We start from the raw sequence: 19757 nt of genomic DNA on the forward strand, positions 1-19757 counted from the left end.
TCAGCCCACGGGGAGAGGGGAAAAGAATGTTACTGTGCTTCCGCCAGCTGACGATCGCGGCGACATTTAAACATCCAGCCCACCAGCAGCAGGACGATCCACGCGAAGCCCACGTACAGGGAAATACGGGTATCCGGGTGATAACCAATCAGGCCAATGATGAAGACCAGGAAGATGAGACCGACAATGGTCGTTGGCACGCCGCCCGGCACTTTAAACTTCAGCGCTTTGGCCTCTTCTGGCGACAGGCGGCGACGGAACGCAATCTGCGACAGCAGGATCATGATCCACACCCACACCGTCGCAAAGGTCGCCAGCGACGCAATCACCAGGAAGACGTTCTCCGGCATAATGTAGTTCAGGTAGACCGAGAACAGCAGCGCCACGGTCATGACCAGCACCGTTACCCACGGGGTACCGCGACGCGACGTTTTGGCAAACACCTTCGGCGCACTGCCCTGCTCCGCCATGCCGTGCAGCATACGGCCCACGCCGAACACGTCACTATTGATGGCCGACAGCGAGGCGGTCAGCACCACAAAGTTGAGAATGCTGGCGGCAAACGCAATGCCCATATGCTGGAAAGTCAGGACAAACGGGCTGCCGTTGGTGCCCACCTGGTTCCACGGGTAGATGGACATAATCACAAACAGCGTGCCCACGTAGAACACCAGGATGCGCATCGGCACCGAGTTGATGGCACGCGGAATAGACTTCTCCGGATCTTTCGCTTCCCCGGCGGTGATGCCGATAATCTCGATTCCGCCATAGGCGAACATGACCATCTGCAGCGACATGACCATCCCGAGCCAGCCGTTGCTAAAGAAGCCGCCGTTGCTCCACAGGTTGTGAATGCCGGTTGGCTGTCCACCGTTGCCGATACCCCAGATGATAATGCCGAAACCGGCGAGGATCATGATGATAATGGTCGCGACCTTGAAGAAGGAGAACCAGAACTCCAGCTCGCCAAACACCTTCACGCTCATCAGGTTAACGGCGCAGATAATCAGCACCACGCTCAGCACCCAGATCCAGTGCGGCACGGCGGGGAACCAGACCCCCATATAGATACCAAACGCCGTCACATCGGCAATGGCAACAATCAGGATTTCGAAGCAGTAGGTCCAGCCGGTGATAAACCCGGCCAGCGGGCCTAAATTTTCCTGCGCGTAGCGGGAGAAGGAACTGGCAGAGGGGTTGTGAACCGACATTTCGCCAAGGGCGCGCATGATGATATACGCCGCCACTCCGCCGATGATATAGGCCAGCAGAACGCTTGGACCGGCCATTTTGATGGCATCTGCCGAGCCATAAAAAAGACCGGTACCGATAGCCGAGCCCAGCGCCATAAAGCGGATGTGGCGGGTGCTCAATCCACGTTTAAGTTTGTTAGTGCTTTCCATTAAAATCTTGCCATTCAACACGAAAAAAACAAAAAACCACGGGGCCTTAAGCCCCGTGGTTAAACAATTTGTTGCCGTTGATTAATGGGCGTTGGATGTCACCTGACGCCCTGCCGCACGGTCCCAGATAATCGCCAGAACCAGCGCTACAACGGAAGGCATCAGCCAGGCCAGGCCCTGCTCGGACAGCGGCAGACGCTGTGTCCAGGCTGGCAGGATTTCTGCAAATGCTGATGCTTTGATCCCGTCAAGGATACCAAAAATCAGGCTGATAAACATGGCTGGCGCAATAATTCGCGTGGAGTTATGCCACCACGGACGGGTGAAGCTCAGCACTACCAGCACGATACATGGCGGATAGATCGCCGTCAGCACCGGAATTGAGACCTGAATCAGGTGGCTCAGACCGAGGTTTGACACCGCCATGGAGAAGATGCCGAGGATAAACACCAGCGTGCGGTAAGAAAGCGGCAGATACTGAGCGAAGAACTCCGCGCAGGCGCAGGTCAGACCCACCGCCGTCACCAGACAGGCCAGGAAAATCAGCGCCGCCAGCAGCATGCTGCCTGCACCACCAAAGGTGTGCTGCACGTAAGCATGCAGGATCGCCGCGCCGTTTGCGCTCTGATCGACCAGCGTTGCGCTATCTGAACCCAGACGGAACAGCGCCAGATACAGCAGCGTCAGGCCGACACCGGCCATCAGGCCAGCCCAGATGGTGTAGCGAGTCAGCAGACGCGCTTCGGTCACCCCGCGGGAACGCGCGGCGTTAACGATAACGATACCAAACACCATCGCGCCAAGCGTATCCATCGTCAGATAGCCGTTCACGAAACCGTTTGAGAACGCCGCGTTCTGGTAGGCGTCCATCGCGGAGCTGATGGGCCCCGCAGGCCAGACGATGGCCGCAACCGCCAGCACAATCAGCGCCACAATTTTCAGCGGTGCCAGGAAGTTACCCACAGTATCCAGCAGTTTGCCCGGATAGAGAGAAACCAGAATCACGATGGCGAAGTAAATGAGGCTGTAAATAAACAGCGGCATCGCGCCGTCACCGGTCAGCGGGGCAATACCCACTTCAAAGGAGACGGTCGCCGTACGCGGGGTTGCGAACAGCGGGCCAACAGCCAGATAGCAGACGGTTGCCAGCAGAACGCCAGCCACTTTGCCAATCGGGGTGCTGAGGCTGTCCACACCGCCACCGACTTTCGCCAGCGCGATAACGGTCAGTACCGGCAGGCCCACGGCAGTAAGCAGGAAGCCAAACGCAGCCGTCCAGACGTGTTCACCCGCCTGTAAGCCAACCATTGGAGGAAAAATGATGTTACCTGCGCCAACGAACAGCGCAAATGTCATAAAGCCCAGCGCGATAATGTCACGCGATTTCAAGTGATGGGTCATAAAACCTTACTGCCTGTGGGTGTGGTGTTGAATACGTTGAGATTTTCGCCTTCCCTGACGGGACGATACAGCGGAAAATTTGCTCAATTTCAGCGGGATATGCTCCCGTCCAGGCGTGGCGAAGAATAGTTTTTCGATTTACCACGCAAATACAGTCGGTCTGACAGTATATGGGGGGCAATTTAAACGCTTATAACGTTTAAAGGCAAGAAGGGATCGTAAAACCAGAACAATATGCCAGCATGAAAATTCAGACCAAAATAATATGCCATGTATAAGAAAAACTCATGGCTAATCATGCGAACAAAAAAGCACCAGCCGTATAATATTCACTCGCGTTTCGCTTGACTGCAAAGCAAACGGGCCAGCAATCGCTGGCCCGTGGAAAGGTAGCCTGACACACACGCTGTCAGGCACTTTTTTTGGCAATTAATCGTTCCGGAATCACGAAGCTAAAGCGCGTGCCCTTACCCAGGGTGCTTTCGATATTGAGCCGGCTTTCGTGGTGGCTGACGGCATGCTTCACAATTGCCAGCCCCAGTCCGCTCCCGCCGGTCTGCCGCGAGCGCGCCTTATCCACCCGGTAGAACCGTTCGGTGAGACGCGGGAGGTGTTCAGGCCCAATCCCCGGCCCGTTGTCCTCGACGCTAAACTCAGCCCCTGCCGGAGTATGCTGCCACCGCACCGCGATATGCGTCCCTGTCGGGGTATGATTCACGGCGTTATAGACCAGGTTTGAGATAGCGCTTCGCAGCTCATCTTCACTGCCGAGCACTTTCAGCGTGTTATCAACATCAAAACTCAGGGTGTGTTGATTGTGGCTCAGCGTTTGGGCTTCGCGCTCCACCACTCGCAGCATCATCGGCACATCAATGATGTCGTTTAGCGCCAGCGACGGGGCAGCCTCAATTTTTGAAAGCGTTAGTAGCTGTTTGACCAGCCCTTCCATGCGGAACGTCTGTTCCCGCATGGTATGCAGCGCTTTCTCACGCGGCGCCCCCTCAAGCGTTTGCTCCTGCATCATCTCCAGATAGCCCTGAAGCACCGTCAACGGCGTACGCAGCTCGTGGCTGACGTTGGCAAAGAAGTTACGTCTCGCGCCCTCAAGCTGATGCATCTGGGTGACATCCCGCGCCACCATCAGCCACTGCCGATCGCTGTAGGGCATCACGCGAATTTCAAGATGGCGACCGTTATTGAGCTTCAAATTGTGCGGACGACTAAAATCACGCGTTTTCAGATACAGCGTGAACTCGGGATAGCGCAGAAGGTTGAGGATGTTCTGACCGTTATCATCCGGCCAGCGCAGGCCCAACAGCTGCTGTGCGAGGCCATTGCACCAGAAGATGGTCCCTTCTTCCGTCGTCAGGATCACTGCGTCCGGCAGCGACTCCGCGCCGCTGCGAAAGCGTTTTATCAGGCTTCCCAGCTCACGACGGCGCTTTTTATTACGCATCTGCATCTGGTGCAGGCCGTAGAGTAGCGGTTCCCAGCTCCCGCTTCCCGGCGGGGGTGTCATACTTCTGTCGACCCACAGCCACCAGGAAAGACGCAGTAAATTCCAGAAATGCCAGACGAGCAACCCCGTCACGGCCACCAGTAAAAACCACGGCAGATAGCCAAAAATAGCCCCCAGAATGAGGGCCGGAATACAGCATAAGATCAGTTCAAAGACGAGCCTTTTCCATGACAGACGTTCCAGCACGCGTCACACTCCTGTCATTGTTCAGAAACGGGTCGAGAAGCGATAACCCGTGCCGCGGACCGTCTGTACCATGCGATCGTGGCCGCTCAGTTCCAGTGCTTTACGCAGGCGGCGAATATGGACGTCAACCGTTCGGTCTTCGACATAGACGTTAGTTCCCCAGACGTTATTCAGCAACTGTTCGCGGCTGTAAACGCGCTCCGGGTGTGTCATAAAGAAGTGCAGGAGTTTAAATTCGGTGGGGCCCATATCGAGGGGATTTTCACCGGTCATGACCCGGTGTGAGGTAGGATCCAGGCTCAGGCCCTGCATCTCAATCACCTCTTCCACCGCCATCGGTGAAATACGGCGCATCACGGCTTTGATACGCGCCACCAGCTCTTTCGGGGAGAACGGTTTGGTGATGTAATCGTCCGCGCCGGTTTCCAGACCGCGCACGCGATCCTCTTCCTCACCGCGCGCCGTCAGCATCACCACCGGGATATCGCGGGTCATCGCCTCGCGTTTGATATGCTTGATAAACTGCAATCCGGAACCGCCAGGCAGCATCCAGTCCAGCAGGATCAGATCGGGCCAGGGTTCATTCAGCTGGTTCACCGCGCTGTCATAATCTTCCGCTTCAACCGGCTGGAAGCCATTTTGTTCAAGCACGAAGCACACCATTTCACGGATCGGAGCTTCATCTTCTACGACCAGAATACGTCTCGCCATACTTTGCCCTGTCTTATCGTATTTAAGTTACAAGTCTGTAATGCGGCGTCATTATGCGTCAGATTTATGACAGATTTATGAAAAACATTACCACGATAAATAGCAAACTGTTGTTTTATTACAGCGGTTATTTTCCGTTCCCCGAACGTTTATAATCCTGCTTTCTTATTATTGCCACGGATCTCTTATGCGCATACTTCACACCTCAGACTGGCACCTGGGTCAAAATTTTTACAGCAAAAGCCGCGCCGCGGAACATGAAGCGTTCCTGAACTGGCTGCTGGAGACGGCTCAGGCTCACGAGGTGGACGCAATTATTGTGGCGGGCGACATTTTTGATACCGGATCGCCGCCGAGCTATGCGCGTGAGCTGTACAACCGTTTTGTGGTCAACCTCCAGCAAACCGGTTGTCACCTGGTGATTGTCGCCGGAAACCATGACTCGGTGGCGACGCTGAATGAATCCCGCGATATTCTGGCGTTCCTCAATACCACCGTGGTGGCCAGCGCCGGACACGCGCCGCAGATCCTGAAAAAACGTGACGGCACACCGGGCGCGGTGCTATGCCCAATTCCGTTTTTACGCCCGCGCGATATCGTGCAAAGCCAGGCAGGCCTGTCCGGGAGCGAAAAACAGCAGCATCTGTTGCAGGCCATCACCCGCTATTATCACCAGCAGCATACGGAAGCCTGCGCCCTGCGCGGCGAACAGGCCATTCCTATCGTTGCCACCGGGCACCTCACCACCGTCGGGGCCAGTAAGAGTGACGCGGTGCGCGAGATTTATATCGGTACGCTGGACGCGTTTCCAGCGCAAAACTTTCCTCCCGCCGACTATATTGCCCTCGGGCATATTCACCGGGCCCAGATCGTCGGGGGATGCGAGCATATTCGCTACTGCGGCTCGCCCATTTCCCTCAGTTTTGACGAAACGGGCAAAGCCAAATCCGTGCATCTGGTGAGCTTCACCGAAGGCAAACTTAGCGCCGTTGAGACGCTTGAGGTGCCGGTCACCCAGCCGCTGGCAGTGCTGAAAGGCGATCTGGCCGCCATTACCGCTCAGCTTGAGCAGTGGCGCGGCGCAGTGCTTAATCCCCCCGTCTGGCTCGATATCGAAATCGCCACCGATGACTACCTGTACGATATGCAGCGTAAAATTCAGACGCTGACGGAAGACCTTCCTGTGGAGGTGCTGCTGGTACGTCGCAGCCGCGAGCAGCGCGAGAAAATTCTGCTGAACGCCCAGCGTGAAACGCTTAGCGAACTTCGGGTTGAAGAGGTGTTCGCGCGGCGGCTTGCGCATGAAGAAGTGGACGAGGCCAGGCGCACCAGGCTTAACGAGCTGTTTGCCCATACCCTGCATTCCCTCAATGACGAGGACGAAAACGCATGAAAATTCTGAGCCTGCGTCTGAAAAATCTGAATTCGCTAAAGGGTGAGTGGAAAATCGATTTCACCGCGGAGCCTTTCGCCAGCAATGGGCTGTTTGCCATCACCGGCGCAACCGGCGCGGGTAAAACCACGCTGCTGGATGCCATCTGCCTGGCGCTTTACCACGAAACACCGCGTCTTAATAAGGTCTCTCAGGCACAAAACGACCTGATGACGCGCGATACCGCCGAATGCCTGGCTGAAGTGGAATTTGAGGTCAAAGGCGTTGCTTATCGCGCTTTCTGGAGCCAGAACCGCGCCCGCAACCAGCCAGACGGGAACTTACAGGCACCGCGCGTTGAGCTGGCCCGCTGCGAAGACGGCAAAATTCTGGCCGATAAAGTCACGGATAAGCTGGAACAAACCGCCGCACTCACCGGGCTGGACTATGGTCGCTTTACCCGCTCGATGTTGCTCTCTCAGGGGCAGTTTGCCGCCTTCCTGAACGCTAAACCGAGCGATCGGGCAGAGCTGCTGGAGGAACTGACCGGCACGGAAATTTACGGCCACATTTCCGCCATGGTTTTTGAAAAACACAAAGCGGCACGCAACGCGCTGGAGATGTGCGAAGCGCAGGCCGCAGGCGTTGTGCTGCTGAGCGAGGAACAGCAGCAGCACTTGCAGCAAAGTTTGCAGGCACTTACTGACGAAGAAAAAATCCTGCTGGCACAGCAGCAGAGCCAACAGAAAGATTTTCAGTGGCTTACGCGTAACGACGAGCTGATACGTGAGCAGCAACGCGCAGCCGCTTCGCAGCAGCAGGCGCAACAGGCTCTGACGGACGCCGCGCCGCAACTGGCGAAGCTCCAGCTGGCACAGCCCGCCGCCCAGCTACGTCCGCTGTGGGAGTATCAGCAGGAGCAGACCACCCGCCTGGCGCAGACAACAGCGCGAATTGTTGAAGTAAACACTCGCTTACTCGACAGAGCGGCGCAGCGCTCGCGTATTCGCAACGGTGCGCTGCGCAACCGTGAACAGTTGCAGAAAGAGCACACGGTACTGACGCAGTGGCTAACCGAACACGATCGTTTCCGTCAGTGGGGGCAGGAAATTGCCGGCTGGCGGGCGCATTTTACGCAACTGAGTCGCGATAAAAATCAGCTTGTGGCCCAGTCAGCGCGTATGGCTGAGCTTCGTCAGAAACTGGCTGAGATGCCGGAGAGTACGCTGACGCTGACGGCTGAGGATCTCGCGACGGCAATGGAGCAACAGGCGCAATCGCGGGCGCTCCGCCAGCGTCTGACTGCGCTTCACGCTCGCTATCAGCCGCTGCAAAAACGGCTGCGCCATAATGCGGAAAGCGTGCAGAAAGCGCAGGCTGAGCAGGCTAAGCTCAATGAAACGCTGATCCTGCGGCGTCAGCAGTTCAAAGAGAAAAATCAGCACCTTGCCGACCTGAAAGCGCTCTGTGAGCGTGAGTCAACAATCAAGGATCTTGAGAACTATCGTGCTCAGCTGGAAGCGGGTAAGCCTTGCCCGCTCTGCGGTTCAAGCGAACACCCGGCAGTTGTGCAGTATCAGGCGCTTGAACTGACCGACAATCAGCGCCGCCGCGACGCGCTGGAGAAAGAGGTTGCCGCGCTAAAAGAGGAAGGATTGCTGGTGCTCGGGCAGGTGAATGCGCTCACCCAACAGATCCAGCGCGAGACAGAGGAAGTACAGGCCCTCTCTCAGGAAGAGCAAGCATTCACTAAAGAGTGGCTGGAGGTCTGCGCCTCCCTGAACATAGCGCTGAATATTCAGGATGATATTGCCCCCTGGATGAGTGAACAGGAGCAGTATGAACGCCAGCTGTATCAGCTTAGCCAGCGTCTGACGCTGCAAAACCAGCTCAATGAACAGGAAGATCAGGCGCGCCAGTACCAGCAGCAGCTGACGGCGACGCGTCAGGCGCTGGCGGCCTCGCTAGAGTCGCTGTCGCTTAGCGTGCCCGATGAAGGGGCCGAAAGCGCCTGGCTGAGCGCACGCGAAGCTGAATATACCCGCTGGCAGGAAAAACAGGCCCAGCACGGTACGATTCAGGAACGTATTAACGCCCTGATGCCCATCCTGGAGACGCTGCCGGATTCTGATGACGCAGAAGCCGACGCGGTTATCCCTGAGAACTGGCGCGGCATCCATGACGAATGCGTGTCGCTACAAAGCCAGTTCACCACCCTACAACAGCAGGAGACGCTTGAGCGTGAACGGCTTCAGCAGTCGCAGGCTCAGTTCAGCGCCGCGCTGACCGCGAGCTGCTTTGCCAGTCAGGAGGCATTTCTCTCCGCCCTGCTGGATGAAGCGTCGATCCGCCAGCTTGAACAACAAAAGCAGACGCTGGAGAACCAGCTCCAGCAGGCCACGGCGCTCTCCGTACAGGCAAACCAGCAGCTTCAGGCGCATCAGGCACAGCGCCCCGAGGGGCTGGAAACCGACGCCGCAACCCTTCAGGCGCAGTTACACCAGCTGGCGCAACTGCTTCGTGAAAACACCACGCATCAGGGGGAGATCCGCCAGCAGCTCAAGCAGGACGGTGATAACCGTCTGCACCAGCAGGCGCTTATGCAGCAGATTGAGGAGGCGGCGCGTCAGGCTGACGACTGGGGCTATCTCAATGCGCTGATAGGCTCCAGCACCGGCGATAAATTCCGTAAATTCGCCCAGGGGCTGACGCTGGATAACCTGGTGTGGCTTGCCAACCAGCAGCTCAACCGTCTGCATGGCCGCTATCTGCTTCAGCGTAAAGCCAGCGACGCGCTGGAGCTGGAGGTGGTTGATACCTGGCAGGCCGATGCGGTACGCGATACCCGTACCCTGTCCGGCGGGGAAAGTTTCCTCGTCAGTCTGGCGCTGGCTTTAGCGCTTTCCGATCTGGTCAGTCACAAAACGCGCATTGACTCGCTTTTCCTGGATGAAGGGTTCGGCACGCTCGACAGCGAAACGCTGGACACCGCGCTGGATGCGCTCGACGCGCTGAACGCCACCGGGAAAACCATCGGCGTGATCAGCCACGTAGAGGCAATGAAAGAACGTATTCCGGTGCAGATCAAGGTGAAGAAGATAAACGGGCTAGGGTATAGCAGGCTGGACAGGGAGTTTGCGGTGCAGTAAATGGGGGATGTTGCCCTCACCCTGGCCCTCTCTCTGTGGGAGAGGGTACAAACATCAAAAACGGCAACGCAAGTTGCCGTTTTGCGTTTATTCCGGCCAGAGCCACGCCGCGCCGCGCACACCGCTGGAATCTCCATGGACGGCTTTGCGGATCGGCGTTTCGCATTCGCCCCCAAATACCCACTGTTTCACCAGCGTTGGCACCGTCGCGTACAGCCGGTCAACGTTGCTCATGCCGCCGCCCAGCACAATCACGTCCGGATCGAGGATATTGATCACATGCGCCAGTGATTTAGCCAACCGCATTTCGTAGCGGCTGAGCGCCAGTTCAGCCACCGGATCCTGTTCCTCAACCAGACGCATAATCTCGTTGCCTTTCAGCGGCTGGCCGCTCAGACGATGATAATCGGTGGCAAACCCCGTGCCGGAAATAAAAGTCTCAATACAGCCCTGCTTGCCACAGTAGCACGGCACCTCGGCACGGTATTTGAGTTCATCTTCGTCCATCCACGGTAACGGGTTGTGCCCCCACTCACCTGCGGTGCCGTTGCCGCCAATATGCGAGCGCCCACCGAAGGCCACGCCCGCCCCGCAGCCGGTACCGATAATGACCGCAAATACGGTCTGCGCGCCAGCCGCTGCGCCATCTACGGCCTCAGAGACCGCCAGGCAGTTAGCGTCATTTGCCAGACGCACTTCCCGGTTCAGACGCTGGCTTAAGTCTTTATCAAACGGCTGACCGTTGAGCCAGGTAGAGTTGGCATTTTTCACCACGCCGGTATACGGCGAAATGGAGCCGGGGATCCCCATCCCGACCGTGCCCGTCTCGCCCGTTGCCTGCTCTGCCATATCGACCAGACGGGCAATCGTCTCTATGGTCTGGTGATAATCATCGCGCGGCGTAGGCAGACGGTGGCGAAACAGTTGCTCCCCCTGCTCGCTCAACGCAATAACTTCTGTTTTGGTGCCGCCCAAATCAATCCCAATACGCACAAGACACTCCTCATTATTTTGATTATCAACAGAGTAGAAGCCCACTTCCCGATTAGCAATGCAAGCGATGCGACAATTCGTTATCATGCCCGCTGATTTAACGACAAGGCCGTGGAAATTATCATGCTGTGGTTCAAAAATTTGATGGTTTACCGTCTCAGCCGCGACGTTTCGCTGCGTGCAGAAGAGATGGAAAAACAGTTAGCCGCTTACTCCTTTACCCCTTGCGGTAGCCAGGATATGGCAAAAACCGGCTGGGTTCCGCCAATGGGTTCTCAAAGCGATGCGCTGACCCACGCCAGCAGCACGGGGCAAATCATCGTTTGCGCCCGCAAAGAAGAGAAGATCCTGCCGACGCCTGTGGTGAAGCAGGCGCTCGAAGCGAAGATCTTCAAGCTGGAAGCTGAACAGGGCCGTAAGCTTAAAAAAACCGAAAAAGATTCACTGAAGGATGAAGTGCTGCACTTGCTGCTGCCGCGCGCCTTTAGCCGCTTTAGCCAGACCATGATGTGGATCGACACCGTGAACGGGCTGATCATGGTCGACTGCGCCAGCGCCAAAAAAGCGGAAGATACGCTGGCGCTGCTGCGTAAGAGCCTTGGCTCATTACCGGTGGTACCGCTGGCACTGGAGACGCCGATTGAGCTGACCCTGACTGAGTGGGTGCGCAGCGGGACTGCCGCGCAGGGCTTCCAGATCCTTGATGAAGCAGAGCTGAAAGCGCTGCTGGAAGATGGCGGCGTGATCCGCGCGAAGAAACAGGATCTGGTGAGCGACGAGATCGCCGTGCACATTGAAGCGGGCAAAGTGGTGACTAAACTGGCACTCGACTGGCAGCAGCGCATTCAGTTTGTGATGTGTGATGACGGCTCCGTGAAGCGCCTTAAATTCTGCGATGAACTGCGCGATCAGAACGAAGATATCGACCGCGAAGATTATGCTCAGCGCTTTGACGCAGACTTTATCCTGATGACCGGCGAGCTGGCGGCGCTGATCCAGAACCTGGTGGAAGGTCTCGGCGGCGAAGCGCAGCGTTGACAGGCAAAACGTAGGCCGGGTAAGCGAATGCGCCACCCGGCATGCTTTTATTTCAGATAGCGGCACAGATAAGAGGTTGGCTCTGCAACCTGCAAATGGAACTCGCTGTGGCCCGGCACGTTGAACACCTGCCCGGCACTATAGACTTTCCACTCCGTTTCACCCGGCAGCAGGACGTTCAGCGCACCACTGACCACCGTCATCTCTTCCGCTTCTGCGGTGCCAAAGGTGTATTCCCCTTCCGCCATGACGCCGACACTGGCGCGGCCAGTGCTGCTGCTGGTAAAACCAATGGATTTCACTTTACCGGAAAAGTATTCGTTACTTTGAAGCATGAACTGGCCCTTATATTTATAGAGAAAAATCCACTATAGGGGCCATGCTCATGACCTGTCACGCAAAATCATTACACCAGCAATTCTGACGCCAGACGCGCCATCAGGACGTTAGAGAGCAGCACCGGAACATCCAGCGCCTTTTGCAGTAAATCACGATGCCGTTGATGGAAGCCCAGGCAGTCCAGCATCAGGACATCCGCCCCTCTGTCGATCAACTCCTGCCCGGCCGCAATCAGCTTCGCTTCGCTGTCCCAGAACGGGTTTGCCAGCGCGTACAACGGGGTGTGCTCCAGCGCGGCCCACTTCACCGTCTGGTTATCCAGCAGTTCTTCTACGGGAACGATAACGCCCACCTGATGACCATCAACAATTGACGCCACCAGCGGGGGGATAATCCGCATCGGTTCGAGCAGAATGGCATTACGCGCGCTGAGTCCTTTAACGGGTGCTGTGCTCATCAGCAAAATGACGTCATAGTCCTGATTGTCGAGCACTTCGATCACACCCTGTAGCGCGCGCTCAATTTTCTGGCGTGACACGTGCGCCAGTTTACCGTCACTGAGTAACGTTGCCAGGGGATCTTCCCCCTCCCCGACTGCGTAGTCTTCCATGACCTCTTCCCGACTCAGCTTCCCTAACAGACTGAGATGCGTAATTTGTTGTTCAGAGACATGCTCGGTTAAGAGCGGTAATACTTCGCTTACAGGGACCACACCAATCGTGAGGATCGCCAACGTCGCCTTCATTTTGATCGCCTTCCGTTACTACCACAACTGCCACACAAGTACAGGCTCACTACGCTGCACTGTTCATTTTTTCAACAAAACAGCACCAAGGGTAGCAGGGGATCTCTACACCGTAATGTAAAGATCGACTGGCCTTTCCGAATCCACCTGTAATAACTAAATATTAACTGCTGCTTAACATCAGCGATATGTTAAAAGTGTGATTCAGGCACGGTTGTAACGAATTCGGATTCCTGTCAGGACTTCTCAGGATCCTCATAGCGCCGTTTCGCATCCAGCGCTTCCTGTTCGGTTTCATGTTCGCTGATCAGCGAATCAGGTTTAGGGTGATCGGCACGCAGCTGGTACCAGGTTACGGTCTGATCGCTATTACCTTTTTCAACGGTAACGATGCGGGCTTCACGTGGATAGGGAGGTCTGGTTGGCATAGCTCATCCTTTTTTTATGTCTGAGCTATGAGTATAGACGGCTGTCAGCTGGCGCAAGCCAAACGCAGGGCGGTAATAATCTGAATCGCAACTTTCTCGGGTGACGCTGACGCATCCACAACGTGGTGTGCCGCCTCGCGGTACAGTGCATCGCGTTCGGCGAGGACCTCGCTGACCTCTTCACTCAGCGGTTTCGCGGTCAGCGCCGGGCGCTGCCCTTCTTCCGGAAACGCCTCCAGCCGCCCCACCAGCGTAGAAACCGGGGCACAGAGGTATATTACGACACCCTTTTCGCGCATAAACTGGCGGTTATACGGCGCCAGAATAATGCCTCCACCGGTCGCAATCACGGTCGACGGTGCGGTCACCGCTTCCATCGTGGCCGTTTCGCGCGCACGAAAGCTCTCCCACCCCTCATTCTCCACGATATCGGCGATGGTCTTACCGGCATTCTCCTGGAGCCAGTGGTCAGTATCGACAAACTGACTCTGGCACAGACGCGCCAGCTCCAGACCAACGGTGGTTTTCCCACAGCCGCGAGGGCCAACTAAAAAGATGGGTGGGTTCATAACCAGGTGTTCCCCTTGCTGCCGGATAACTGAAGGCTGTAAAGAAATGATTGCAGAAGATGTTGCGCTAACTTTACTGCAAAGCGGTACGGAATGACAAGCCTGTGGAAGCCACACTGTACCACAAAACAGCCCGGAGGTGGGCTACGCCGGGCGGCGCTTCACTTCCAGCAGCCATTTATCCAGCTCGGCGGCAAACTGCTGGCGATCGCGCTGCGACAGGCTGTCCGGCCCACCGGTTTGCACGCCGCTGGAACGCAGGGTATCCATAAAATCACGCATGGTGAGCTTCTCCCGGATCGTTGCCGGAGAGTAGCGCTCGCCGCGCGGGTTAAGCGCCGCGGCCCCCTTCGCCAGCACGTCGGCAGCCAGCGGGATATCCGCGGTGATCACCAGATCTCCTGCGTCACACAGGCGTACTATCTCATTATCTGCCACGTCGAACCCGGCCGGCACGCGCAGAGAACGAATGAACCTGGAGGGCGGCACGCGGATATTCTGGTTCGCCACCAGCGTCATCGGCATCTGCACCCGCTCGGCGGCGCGGAATAAAATCTCTTTAATCACATTCGGACACGCGTCCGCATCAACCCAAATCGCCATAGTGTCTCCCCATTATGATTCTGGCGACTATTGTCGCCTGCATTTCGTTGTTAAGCTATCAATGAGAGATAACAACGCATAATAACGGAGAGACGTGATGGATAAGAAAATCGGGTTTATCGGCTGCGGAAACATGGGTAAAGCTATCCTCGGTGGACTGATAGCCAGCGGCCAGGTGCTGCCAGGGCAGATTTGGGTCTATACCCCATCCCCGGATAAAGTCGCGGCGCTGCGTGATGAGTATGGTATCAACGCCGCCGAAAGCGCGCAGGAAGTGGCTCAGGTGGCGGACATTGTCTTTGGCGCCGTTAAGCCGAATATCATGATTAAAGTCCTGAGCGAGATCACCTCCAGCCTGAACAAAGAGAGCCTGGTGGTGTCGATTGCCGCAGGCGTGACCCTCGACCAGCTCGCCCGCGCGCTGGGGCACGACCGTAAGATTGTTCGCGCCATGCCAAACACCCCGTCGCTGGTAAATGCCGGTATGACCTCCGTTACCCCGAACGCGCTGGTTACTTCTGAAGAGGTGGCGGATGTATTGAACATTTTCCGCTGCTTCGGCGAAGCGGAAGTGATTGCCGAACCGATGATCCACCCGGTTGTCGGCGTGAGTGGTTCTGCCCCGGCGTATGTCTTTATGTTTATCGAAGCCATGGCCGATGCCGCCGTACTTGGCGGTATGCCGCGCGCGCAGGCCTACAAATTTGCGGCGCAGGCGGTGATGGGCTCGGCCAAAATGGTGCTGGAAACGGGTAAACATCCGGGCGAACTGAAAGATATGGTGTGCTCGCCGGGTGGCACAACCATTGAAGCCGTGCGCGTGCTGGAAGAGCGCGGGTTCCGCTCCGCCGTGATCGAGGCGATGGAAAAATGCATGGAAAAATCAGAGAAGCTGAGTAAGTCCTGATGCATTACGCCGGGCGTCAGGCGGCCACTTCGGTGCGACCCCGTCCGGCATTTTTGGCTTTATAGAGGGCCACGTCCGCGGCCTTTAGCCATTCACGATAGTGCGTGAACTGCGCCCCCCAGGGGGCAACCCCAACGCTGATACACAACCTCGCCATAGGCGCTCCGTGCAGCGGCATGTTGACCAGCCTTTCATGGACGCGCGCCATCGCCGCAATCGCATTGTCGGCAGGCGTGCCGGACATGATCACCGCAAATTCATCTCCCCCGAAGCGGCCAATATAATCGCCTGCGCGCAGGGTCAGCTGAAGCTGGCGCGTGATGGCGACAATCGCTTCATCCCCCACGTCATGCCCCCAGGTGTCGTTGATCGTCTTGAAGTGATCGATATCGATGAGCAGTATCGTCGCCTGTCGATGGCTGCGACGGCAGGCCTCAAATTCGTTACGCAGCAACGTTTCCCAGTGACGGCGATTGAACACGCCGGTCATTCCGTCGCGGGTACTCATCAGCTCAAGCCGACGCTTATGCTCTGCCAGCCGGATCGCCGTGCGGTGGCTGAGCCAGGCAAACAGCATGGGGTAGACCACCAGCACGGGGAGCGTCAGCCACAACGCCAGCGGTTCAGAGGTCAATAGCACAGGAGTACCCGTGGATTGCACGGTGAGCAGGGCAGACAGAGCAAGCAGCGCAAGTCCTGTCAGAAATAAGCGGCATCCCCCCGATCCCATCATGTTCATGCCGATCATCACGATCAGCGCTGCCGTTGGCAGCGCATTGAACCCTATTAATCCCATCCAGACGCCAGCAATGATGGCATCGATTTTCAGATTAACGATTTCACCGCTGTGGGGGCAGGTCGAACGAAAAGCCAGCTGCCAGGCCAGATGGGGCCAGACAAAGACCCAGCCCACCAATAACAACCACCAGACGCCAGAAAGAAGCTGACTCACCAGAACGCTGGCAAGCGGAACAAACAGCGCCGCCAGACCAACGATGCGTGCCAGCCGTATTCGCCGGGCAAATCGCAGACCGGAACGGTATGAGTCATCCTGAGAAAGCTGCTGATACCACGCTTCCCGAATGTTCTCGTGATTGTCATAAAACTCATCATTCATCATTTTTGGGAATATTCTGAAACATTTTCCCAAATTATAGAGAGGGGGATAGCGGGGAAAGTATGAAATTTTGGGTGAGCCACAGCCGTGACTCACCCATTAGCACTACGCCTGTTTTTTCAGGCACGCGCTCATAAACTTGCTGCGATCGTCGCCTTTCAGCATCTGCTGTGTCGCCTGGGCATTGCACTCGCGCATTTTTTGCTGCTGCGGGGTCAGGCTTTTTTCACCCGGTTTGGTCGTACCATTTTTAAGGCAGTCGCTCATATACGTTTTACGGGCATCCCCTTTCAGACTTTGCGAGGTCGCCTGTTGGTTACAGGTCGTCATGCGCTGCTGCTGGGGCGTTAACGTTTTCTCTTCCGCATGTGCTGAGGCGATCAGACACAGGCCAGAGAGCAGGGTAACCAGTATTGTTGTTTTCATTGCACCATCCTTTATGTGAAGTTCCACGTTAAGTCTGGTTCGTTACGGGAAAAAAACCACCCTGCGGCCATGATTTTCACCGTGATTCAGGGTTATTTCAGTCCCGTCGCAGCGCGATTATTATTAACCGGTTTCGCAGGAACGGAGGAGGTAATTACGAGCGAGTTTAATGCGGTGAAAAGTGTGCTCTGCTTCATTTTAATTTCCCTATGGTAACAGGGTAAAAATAAAAACAGAGCGACGCCAGGCATCCTGCATGACAATTCTGTGACACGTCATTTCACCTCTGGCGGGTTAACTGCGAGGATGCCTTAAAAGCTTCTTTACGTATTGCTGAAGCAGCTCCGCGTCCTCTGCAGGCACCTGTGAATCAGGGCGAGCTTTTTCCAGCGCGCCTTCAACGTTGTCGATCAACGCCTCCTGCTCTGGTTTTGCCATCTGTCGCAACAGCGCCGTCACAACGATCTCCAGCGCCTCGACCTGGGCAACCAGCTCTTTCGACTCTTCTTCCTTTTGGGCAAGCTTAACCAACAACTCAGCAATGAGATTTTTCATGGTGCTATGTCCTTATGTGATTTCCCCTGAAATTAACACCCTCACTGAATAATGAAAAGCATGGATTGGTTTTATCTTATGCAAAAGTGACATTGCTGCCAAAAAAGATATTTCGGAGCGCAAGCGAAACGTTTTTCTAAAAGACAGGAGCCGCATTTCGTTATATAAAAATGCGGCCATCATAAGAATTAATAATATATTATCGTGTTTGTCGGCCTGACTTTGCCTCAGCGATTCGCCGGCGACGGCGCAAGGCAAAGGCCAGTTGAATGATATTAAGAAGCACCACCACCGCCGTCGCGGCAAATACCCAGCGGAAACCCGCCATCGCCGAGACCGAGGCACCAATAAGCGGGCCCGCTACGTTGCCTAAATACATGAACGACTGGTTGTAGCCAAAAATGCGGCCGGTTACCTGGTCACTGGAATATTTCACCAGCAGCGTCTGTACAGCAGGCAGCATAGCACCATCCGCGAAGCCAAGCAGGAAGCGCAACACCCCGAGCTGAAGCGGTGTCGTGACGAACGACATGGCAAAGAAAAGGAGCACCGCAATGATGAGCGTTGCCATCAGAATGCGTGCCGTACCGATCCTGTCGCCCAGTTTCCCCAGACGCGGAGCGGACATCAGCGCCGACACGCCCGGCACGGCGGCAATCATCCCGCTCAGAAAAGCAATGTTGCTGCTGTCCGGTGCCATCGACTTGATAAACAGCGCCAGAATCGGTCCCACCGAGCCGTTACAGAGCTGGATCACCATCGTTGTCACAAAAAGGCTAATCATCAGGCCAGGATAAGGTAGCGAGGCGAAAACCGCCTTTCCGCTCAGGCGTTCTGATTTGCTGACGACAGGCCGACCGCCCTCTTTAATCAGAAAAAGGGTGACCAGAAAGCTGACCGTTAGCAGGATGGCGGTAATGATAAAGACCGCACGCAGCCCAACATGGTCAGCCAGGAAGCCGCCGAGCAGGGGGCCGCCAATTACACCGCTAATCTGGGCCGTGGAAAGCGTGCTGAGTGCCCAGCCGCTCCGCTCGCGCGGTACCTGTGAGGCCACCAGCGCCATGGCATTCGGAATGTACCCGGAGGTCAGCCCCATTATCGCCCGCAGAATAAACAGCTGCCAGACGTTGGTGGCGAAGGCCTGGAGCAAAATGGCTATCGCCATCCCCAGCGAGGCGCGGAGCAGCATCAACTTGCGCCCCTTGCGATCCGCAAGGCTGCCCCACATCGGTGACACAATGGCGGACACCAGAAACGTCACGCTGAACGTCAGGCCGGACCACATAGAGAGCGCTTCATGGGAAGTGACCCCCAGCTGCGACACGTAAAGCGGCAGGAAGGGCAATATCTGGCTGATAGCCAGTCCGGTGAAGAAGCAGCCGAACCAGACTGAAATGAGGTTAACTTTCCAGGATTCCATAACAGAAATAGTCTTCATTTTTAGGCGAATTCGCCGACAGATTAGCAAGTTACGCGCAATGACATAGCGCCAGAGATGCGGCCTTGCAGACTTTGGTGTTTTATCTTCCCAGTCATCATATTTGTGAGATAAGTCACAATCTATCCAATTTTCGGCGGAAGATTATGCTTCATCGACATAAGCCATAGCCGCGCATTCCCAGATGGAAATGGTTGGCATGGGCGGCATTGTAGTCCGGCCCCAGACCGTTACCGTAATAGCCGCAGCTTGCCGACAGCAGCGCCTGTAGCCAGGGCTGCGTCTTTTCCGCTTTCCAGCCGTTGAGGACGGTAACACGCTGTCCGTTTGCCAGCCTGAAAGCGCTGATATCCAGCGCATCCGCCGTGGCATGTTCGCTGCGCCGCGCATCCGGGCGGCTGTAGATATTGCGGCAGGCGAAGCTGCCCAGATGTTCAATACGCGTAAGCTCGCTGCCGGTCCAGGTTTTGGTGAGCGGCCGGGCCTGCTGGCTGACAAACAGCGCCGAGCTTAACGCCAGCGGGCAACTGGCAAGGAAGCTGCCGTTGAGGCTGACCGGGCCAAAATCGCGCACGCGCACCACGTTACTCAGCGGACACTCACCGGCGCTGTCAGCGACCGCCTGGGTACGGATAAGCTGGCGTTGATTCGCCTGCGCTAACAGGTTTGCGCACGCCTGCGGCGTTAAGCGCCGGACTTTAAACTGGGTTATTTTTCCAGGCGGATCGTCAAGCGTAAGCGGCACGAAAGGGTTGTAATGCGGCGGCAACCAGCGGTAGCCCACCGTGGCGATCCCGGCAATAACAATAAGAATAAGCAGACCTTTTCCTTTCACGCGCCCCCCTTCAACATCCC

General features: G+C 56.2%; 19 protein-coding genes. 4 read left to right on the plus strand and 15 right to left on the minus strand.

Annotation, left to right across the window (positions count from 1 at the left end):
- Positions 1-29 precede the first annotated feature (29 nt).
- The 4 genes from proY to phoB form a co-directional block, all read right to left on the minus strand.
- A complete protein-coding gene (gene proY, locus INF86_RS19575; RefSeq protein ID WP_017383160.1) occupies positions 30-1403 on the minus strand; it encodes a proline-specific permease ProY in 1374 nt (457 codons plus the stop codon).
- A gap of 81 nt (positions 1404-1484) precedes the next feature.
- Positions 1485-2804 (minus strand): branched-chain amino acid transporter carrier protein BrnQ, encoded by a 1320-nt coding sequence (brnQ, locus tag INF86_RS19580; RefSeq protein ID WP_003859118.1) that lies wholly within the window; start codon positions 2802-2804, stop codon positions 1485-1487.
- Between the two features lie 409 nt (positions 2805-3213).
- The gene (gene phoR / locus INF86_RS19585) at positions 3214-4509 is read right to left on the minus strand and encodes a phosphate regulon sensor histidine kinase PhoR (RefSeq protein WP_023299433.1); all 1296 of its coding nucleotides are present in this window, start codon (positions 4507-4509) and stop codon (positions 3214-3216) included.
- A gap of 21 nt (positions 4510-4530) precedes the next feature.
- Positions 4531-5220, minus strand: coding sequence for a phosphate response regulator transcription factor PhoB (gene phoB, locus INF86_RS19590; protein ID WP_003859122.1), 690 nt, complete (start codon positions 5218-5220; stop codon positions 4531-4533).
- Positions 5221-5407: 187 nt separating this feature from the next.
- Between phoB and sbcD the strand changes: the two genes are divergently transcribed.
- Both sbcD and sbcC read left to right on the plus strand, forming a co-directional pair.
- Positions 5408-6613, plus strand: a complete 1206-nt coding sequence (gene sbcD / locus INF86_RS19595; RefSeq protein WP_032624766.1) for an exonuclease subunit SbcD — start codon at positions 5408-5410, stop codon at positions 6611-6613.
- Positions 6610-9741, plus strand: coding sequence for an exonuclease subunit SbcC (gene sbcC, locus INF86_RS19600; RefSeq protein ID WP_154051898.1), 3132 nt, complete (start codon positions 6610-6612; stop codon positions 9739-9741). The genes sbcD and sbcC overlap by 4 nt, the downstream gene beginning before the upstream one ends.
- A gap of 87 nt (positions 9742-9828) precedes the next feature.
- Here the strand turns inward: sbcC and mak are convergent, their stop codons facing one another.
- Positions 9829-10734, minus strand: a complete 906-nt coding sequence (gene mak, locus INF86_RS19605) for a fructokinase (RefSeq protein WP_003859127.1) — start codon at positions 10732-10734, stop codon at positions 9829-9831.
- Positions 10735-10857: 123 nt separating this feature from the next.
- Between mak and rdgC the strand changes: the two genes are divergently transcribed.
- A complete protein-coding gene (gene rdgC / locus INF86_RS19610) occupies positions 10858-11772 on the plus strand; it encodes a recombination-associated protein RdgC (protein ID WP_193543839.1) in 915 nt (304 codons plus the stop codon).
- A 47-nt stretch (positions 11773-11819) separates the two neighbouring features.
- Here the strand turns inward: rdgC and ppnP are convergent, their stop codons facing one another.
- From ppnP to INF86_RS19635, 5 genes are all read right to left on the minus strand, one after another.
- On the minus strand, positions 11820-12107 hold the full coding sequence (gene ppnP, locus INF86_RS19615; RefSeq protein ID WP_003859131.1) for a pyrimidine/purine nucleoside phosphorylase: 288 nt from the start codon (positions 12105-12107) through the stop codon (positions 11820-11822).
- 71 nt (positions 12108-12178) lie between these two features.
- Positions 12179-12856, minus strand: a complete 678-nt coding sequence (locus INF86_RS19620) for an AroM family protein (protein ID WP_003859133.1) — start codon at positions 12854-12856, stop codon at positions 12179-12181.
- A gap of 236 nt (positions 12857-13092) precedes the next feature.
- The gene (yaiA, locus tag INF86_RS19625; RefSeq protein ID WP_023305565.1) at positions 13093-13284 is read right to left on the minus strand and encodes a protein YaiA; all 192 of its coding nucleotides are present in this window, start codon (positions 13282-13284) and stop codon (positions 13093-13095) included.
- Positions 13285-13328: 44 nt separating this feature from the next.
- The gene (aroL, locus tag INF86_RS19630) at positions 13329-13853 is read right to left on the minus strand and encodes a shikimate kinase AroL (RefSeq protein ID WP_046620577.1); all 525 of its coding nucleotides are present in this window, start codon (positions 13851-13853) and stop codon (positions 13329-13331) included.
- A 144-nt stretch (positions 13854-13997) separates the two neighbouring features.
- Positions 13998-14456 (minus strand): YaiI/YqxD family protein, encoded by a 459-nt coding sequence (locus tag INF86_RS19635; RefSeq protein WP_022647211.1) that lies wholly within the window; start codon positions 14454-14456, stop codon positions 13998-14000.
- Between the two features lie 97 nt (positions 14457-14553).
- Between INF86_RS19635 and proC the strand changes: the two genes are divergently transcribed.
- Positions 14554-15363: a pyrroline-5-carboxylate reductase gene (gene proC / locus INF86_RS19640; protein WP_038415461.1), complete on the plus strand. Its 810-nt coding sequence runs from the start codon at positions 14554-14556 to the stop codon at positions 15361-15363.
- A gap of 16 nt (positions 15364-15379) precedes the next feature.
- Here the strand turns inward: proC and adrA are convergent, their stop codons facing one another.
- From adrA to INF86_RS19665, 5 genes are all read right to left on the minus strand, one after another.
- Entirely contained in the window at positions 15380-16483 is a 1104-nt protein-coding gene (gene adrA / locus INF86_RS19645; protein ID WP_023305562.1) for a diguanylate cyclase AdrA, read from the minus strand.
- Between the two features lie 102 nt (positions 16484-16585).
- Positions 16586-16906: a phosphate starvation-inducible protein PsiF gene (gene psiF, locus INF86_RS19650; RefSeq protein WP_022647208.1), complete on the minus strand. Its 321-nt coding sequence runs from the start codon at positions 16904-16906 to the stop codon at positions 16586-16588.
- Positions 16907-17200: 294 nt separating this feature from the next.
- The gene (gene iraP / locus INF86_RS19655) at positions 17201-17461 is read right to left on the minus strand and encodes an anti-adapter protein IraP (protein ID WP_003859148.1); all 261 of its coding nucleotides are present in this window, start codon (positions 17459-17461) and stop codon (positions 17201-17203) included.
- A 199-nt stretch (positions 17462-17660) separates the two neighbouring features.
- Positions 17661-18884, minus strand: a complete 1224-nt coding sequence (locus INF86_RS19660) for a multidrug efflux MFS transporter (protein ID WP_063854076.1) — start codon at positions 18882-18884, stop codon at positions 17661-17663.
- 169 nt (positions 18885-19053) lie between these two features.
- Positions 19054-19737 (minus strand): extensin family protein, encoded by a 684-nt coding sequence (locus tag INF86_RS19665; RefSeq protein WP_193543840.1) that lies wholly within the window; start codon positions 19735-19737, stop codon positions 19054-19056.
- Positions 19738-19757 lie beyond the last annotated feature (20 nt).

This window comes from Enterobacter cloacae complex sp. I1M (assembly GCF_014982425.1).
Lineage (GTDB): Bacteria > Pseudomonadota > Gammaproteobacteria > Enterobacterales > Enterobacteriaceae > Enterobacter > Enterobacter intestinihominis.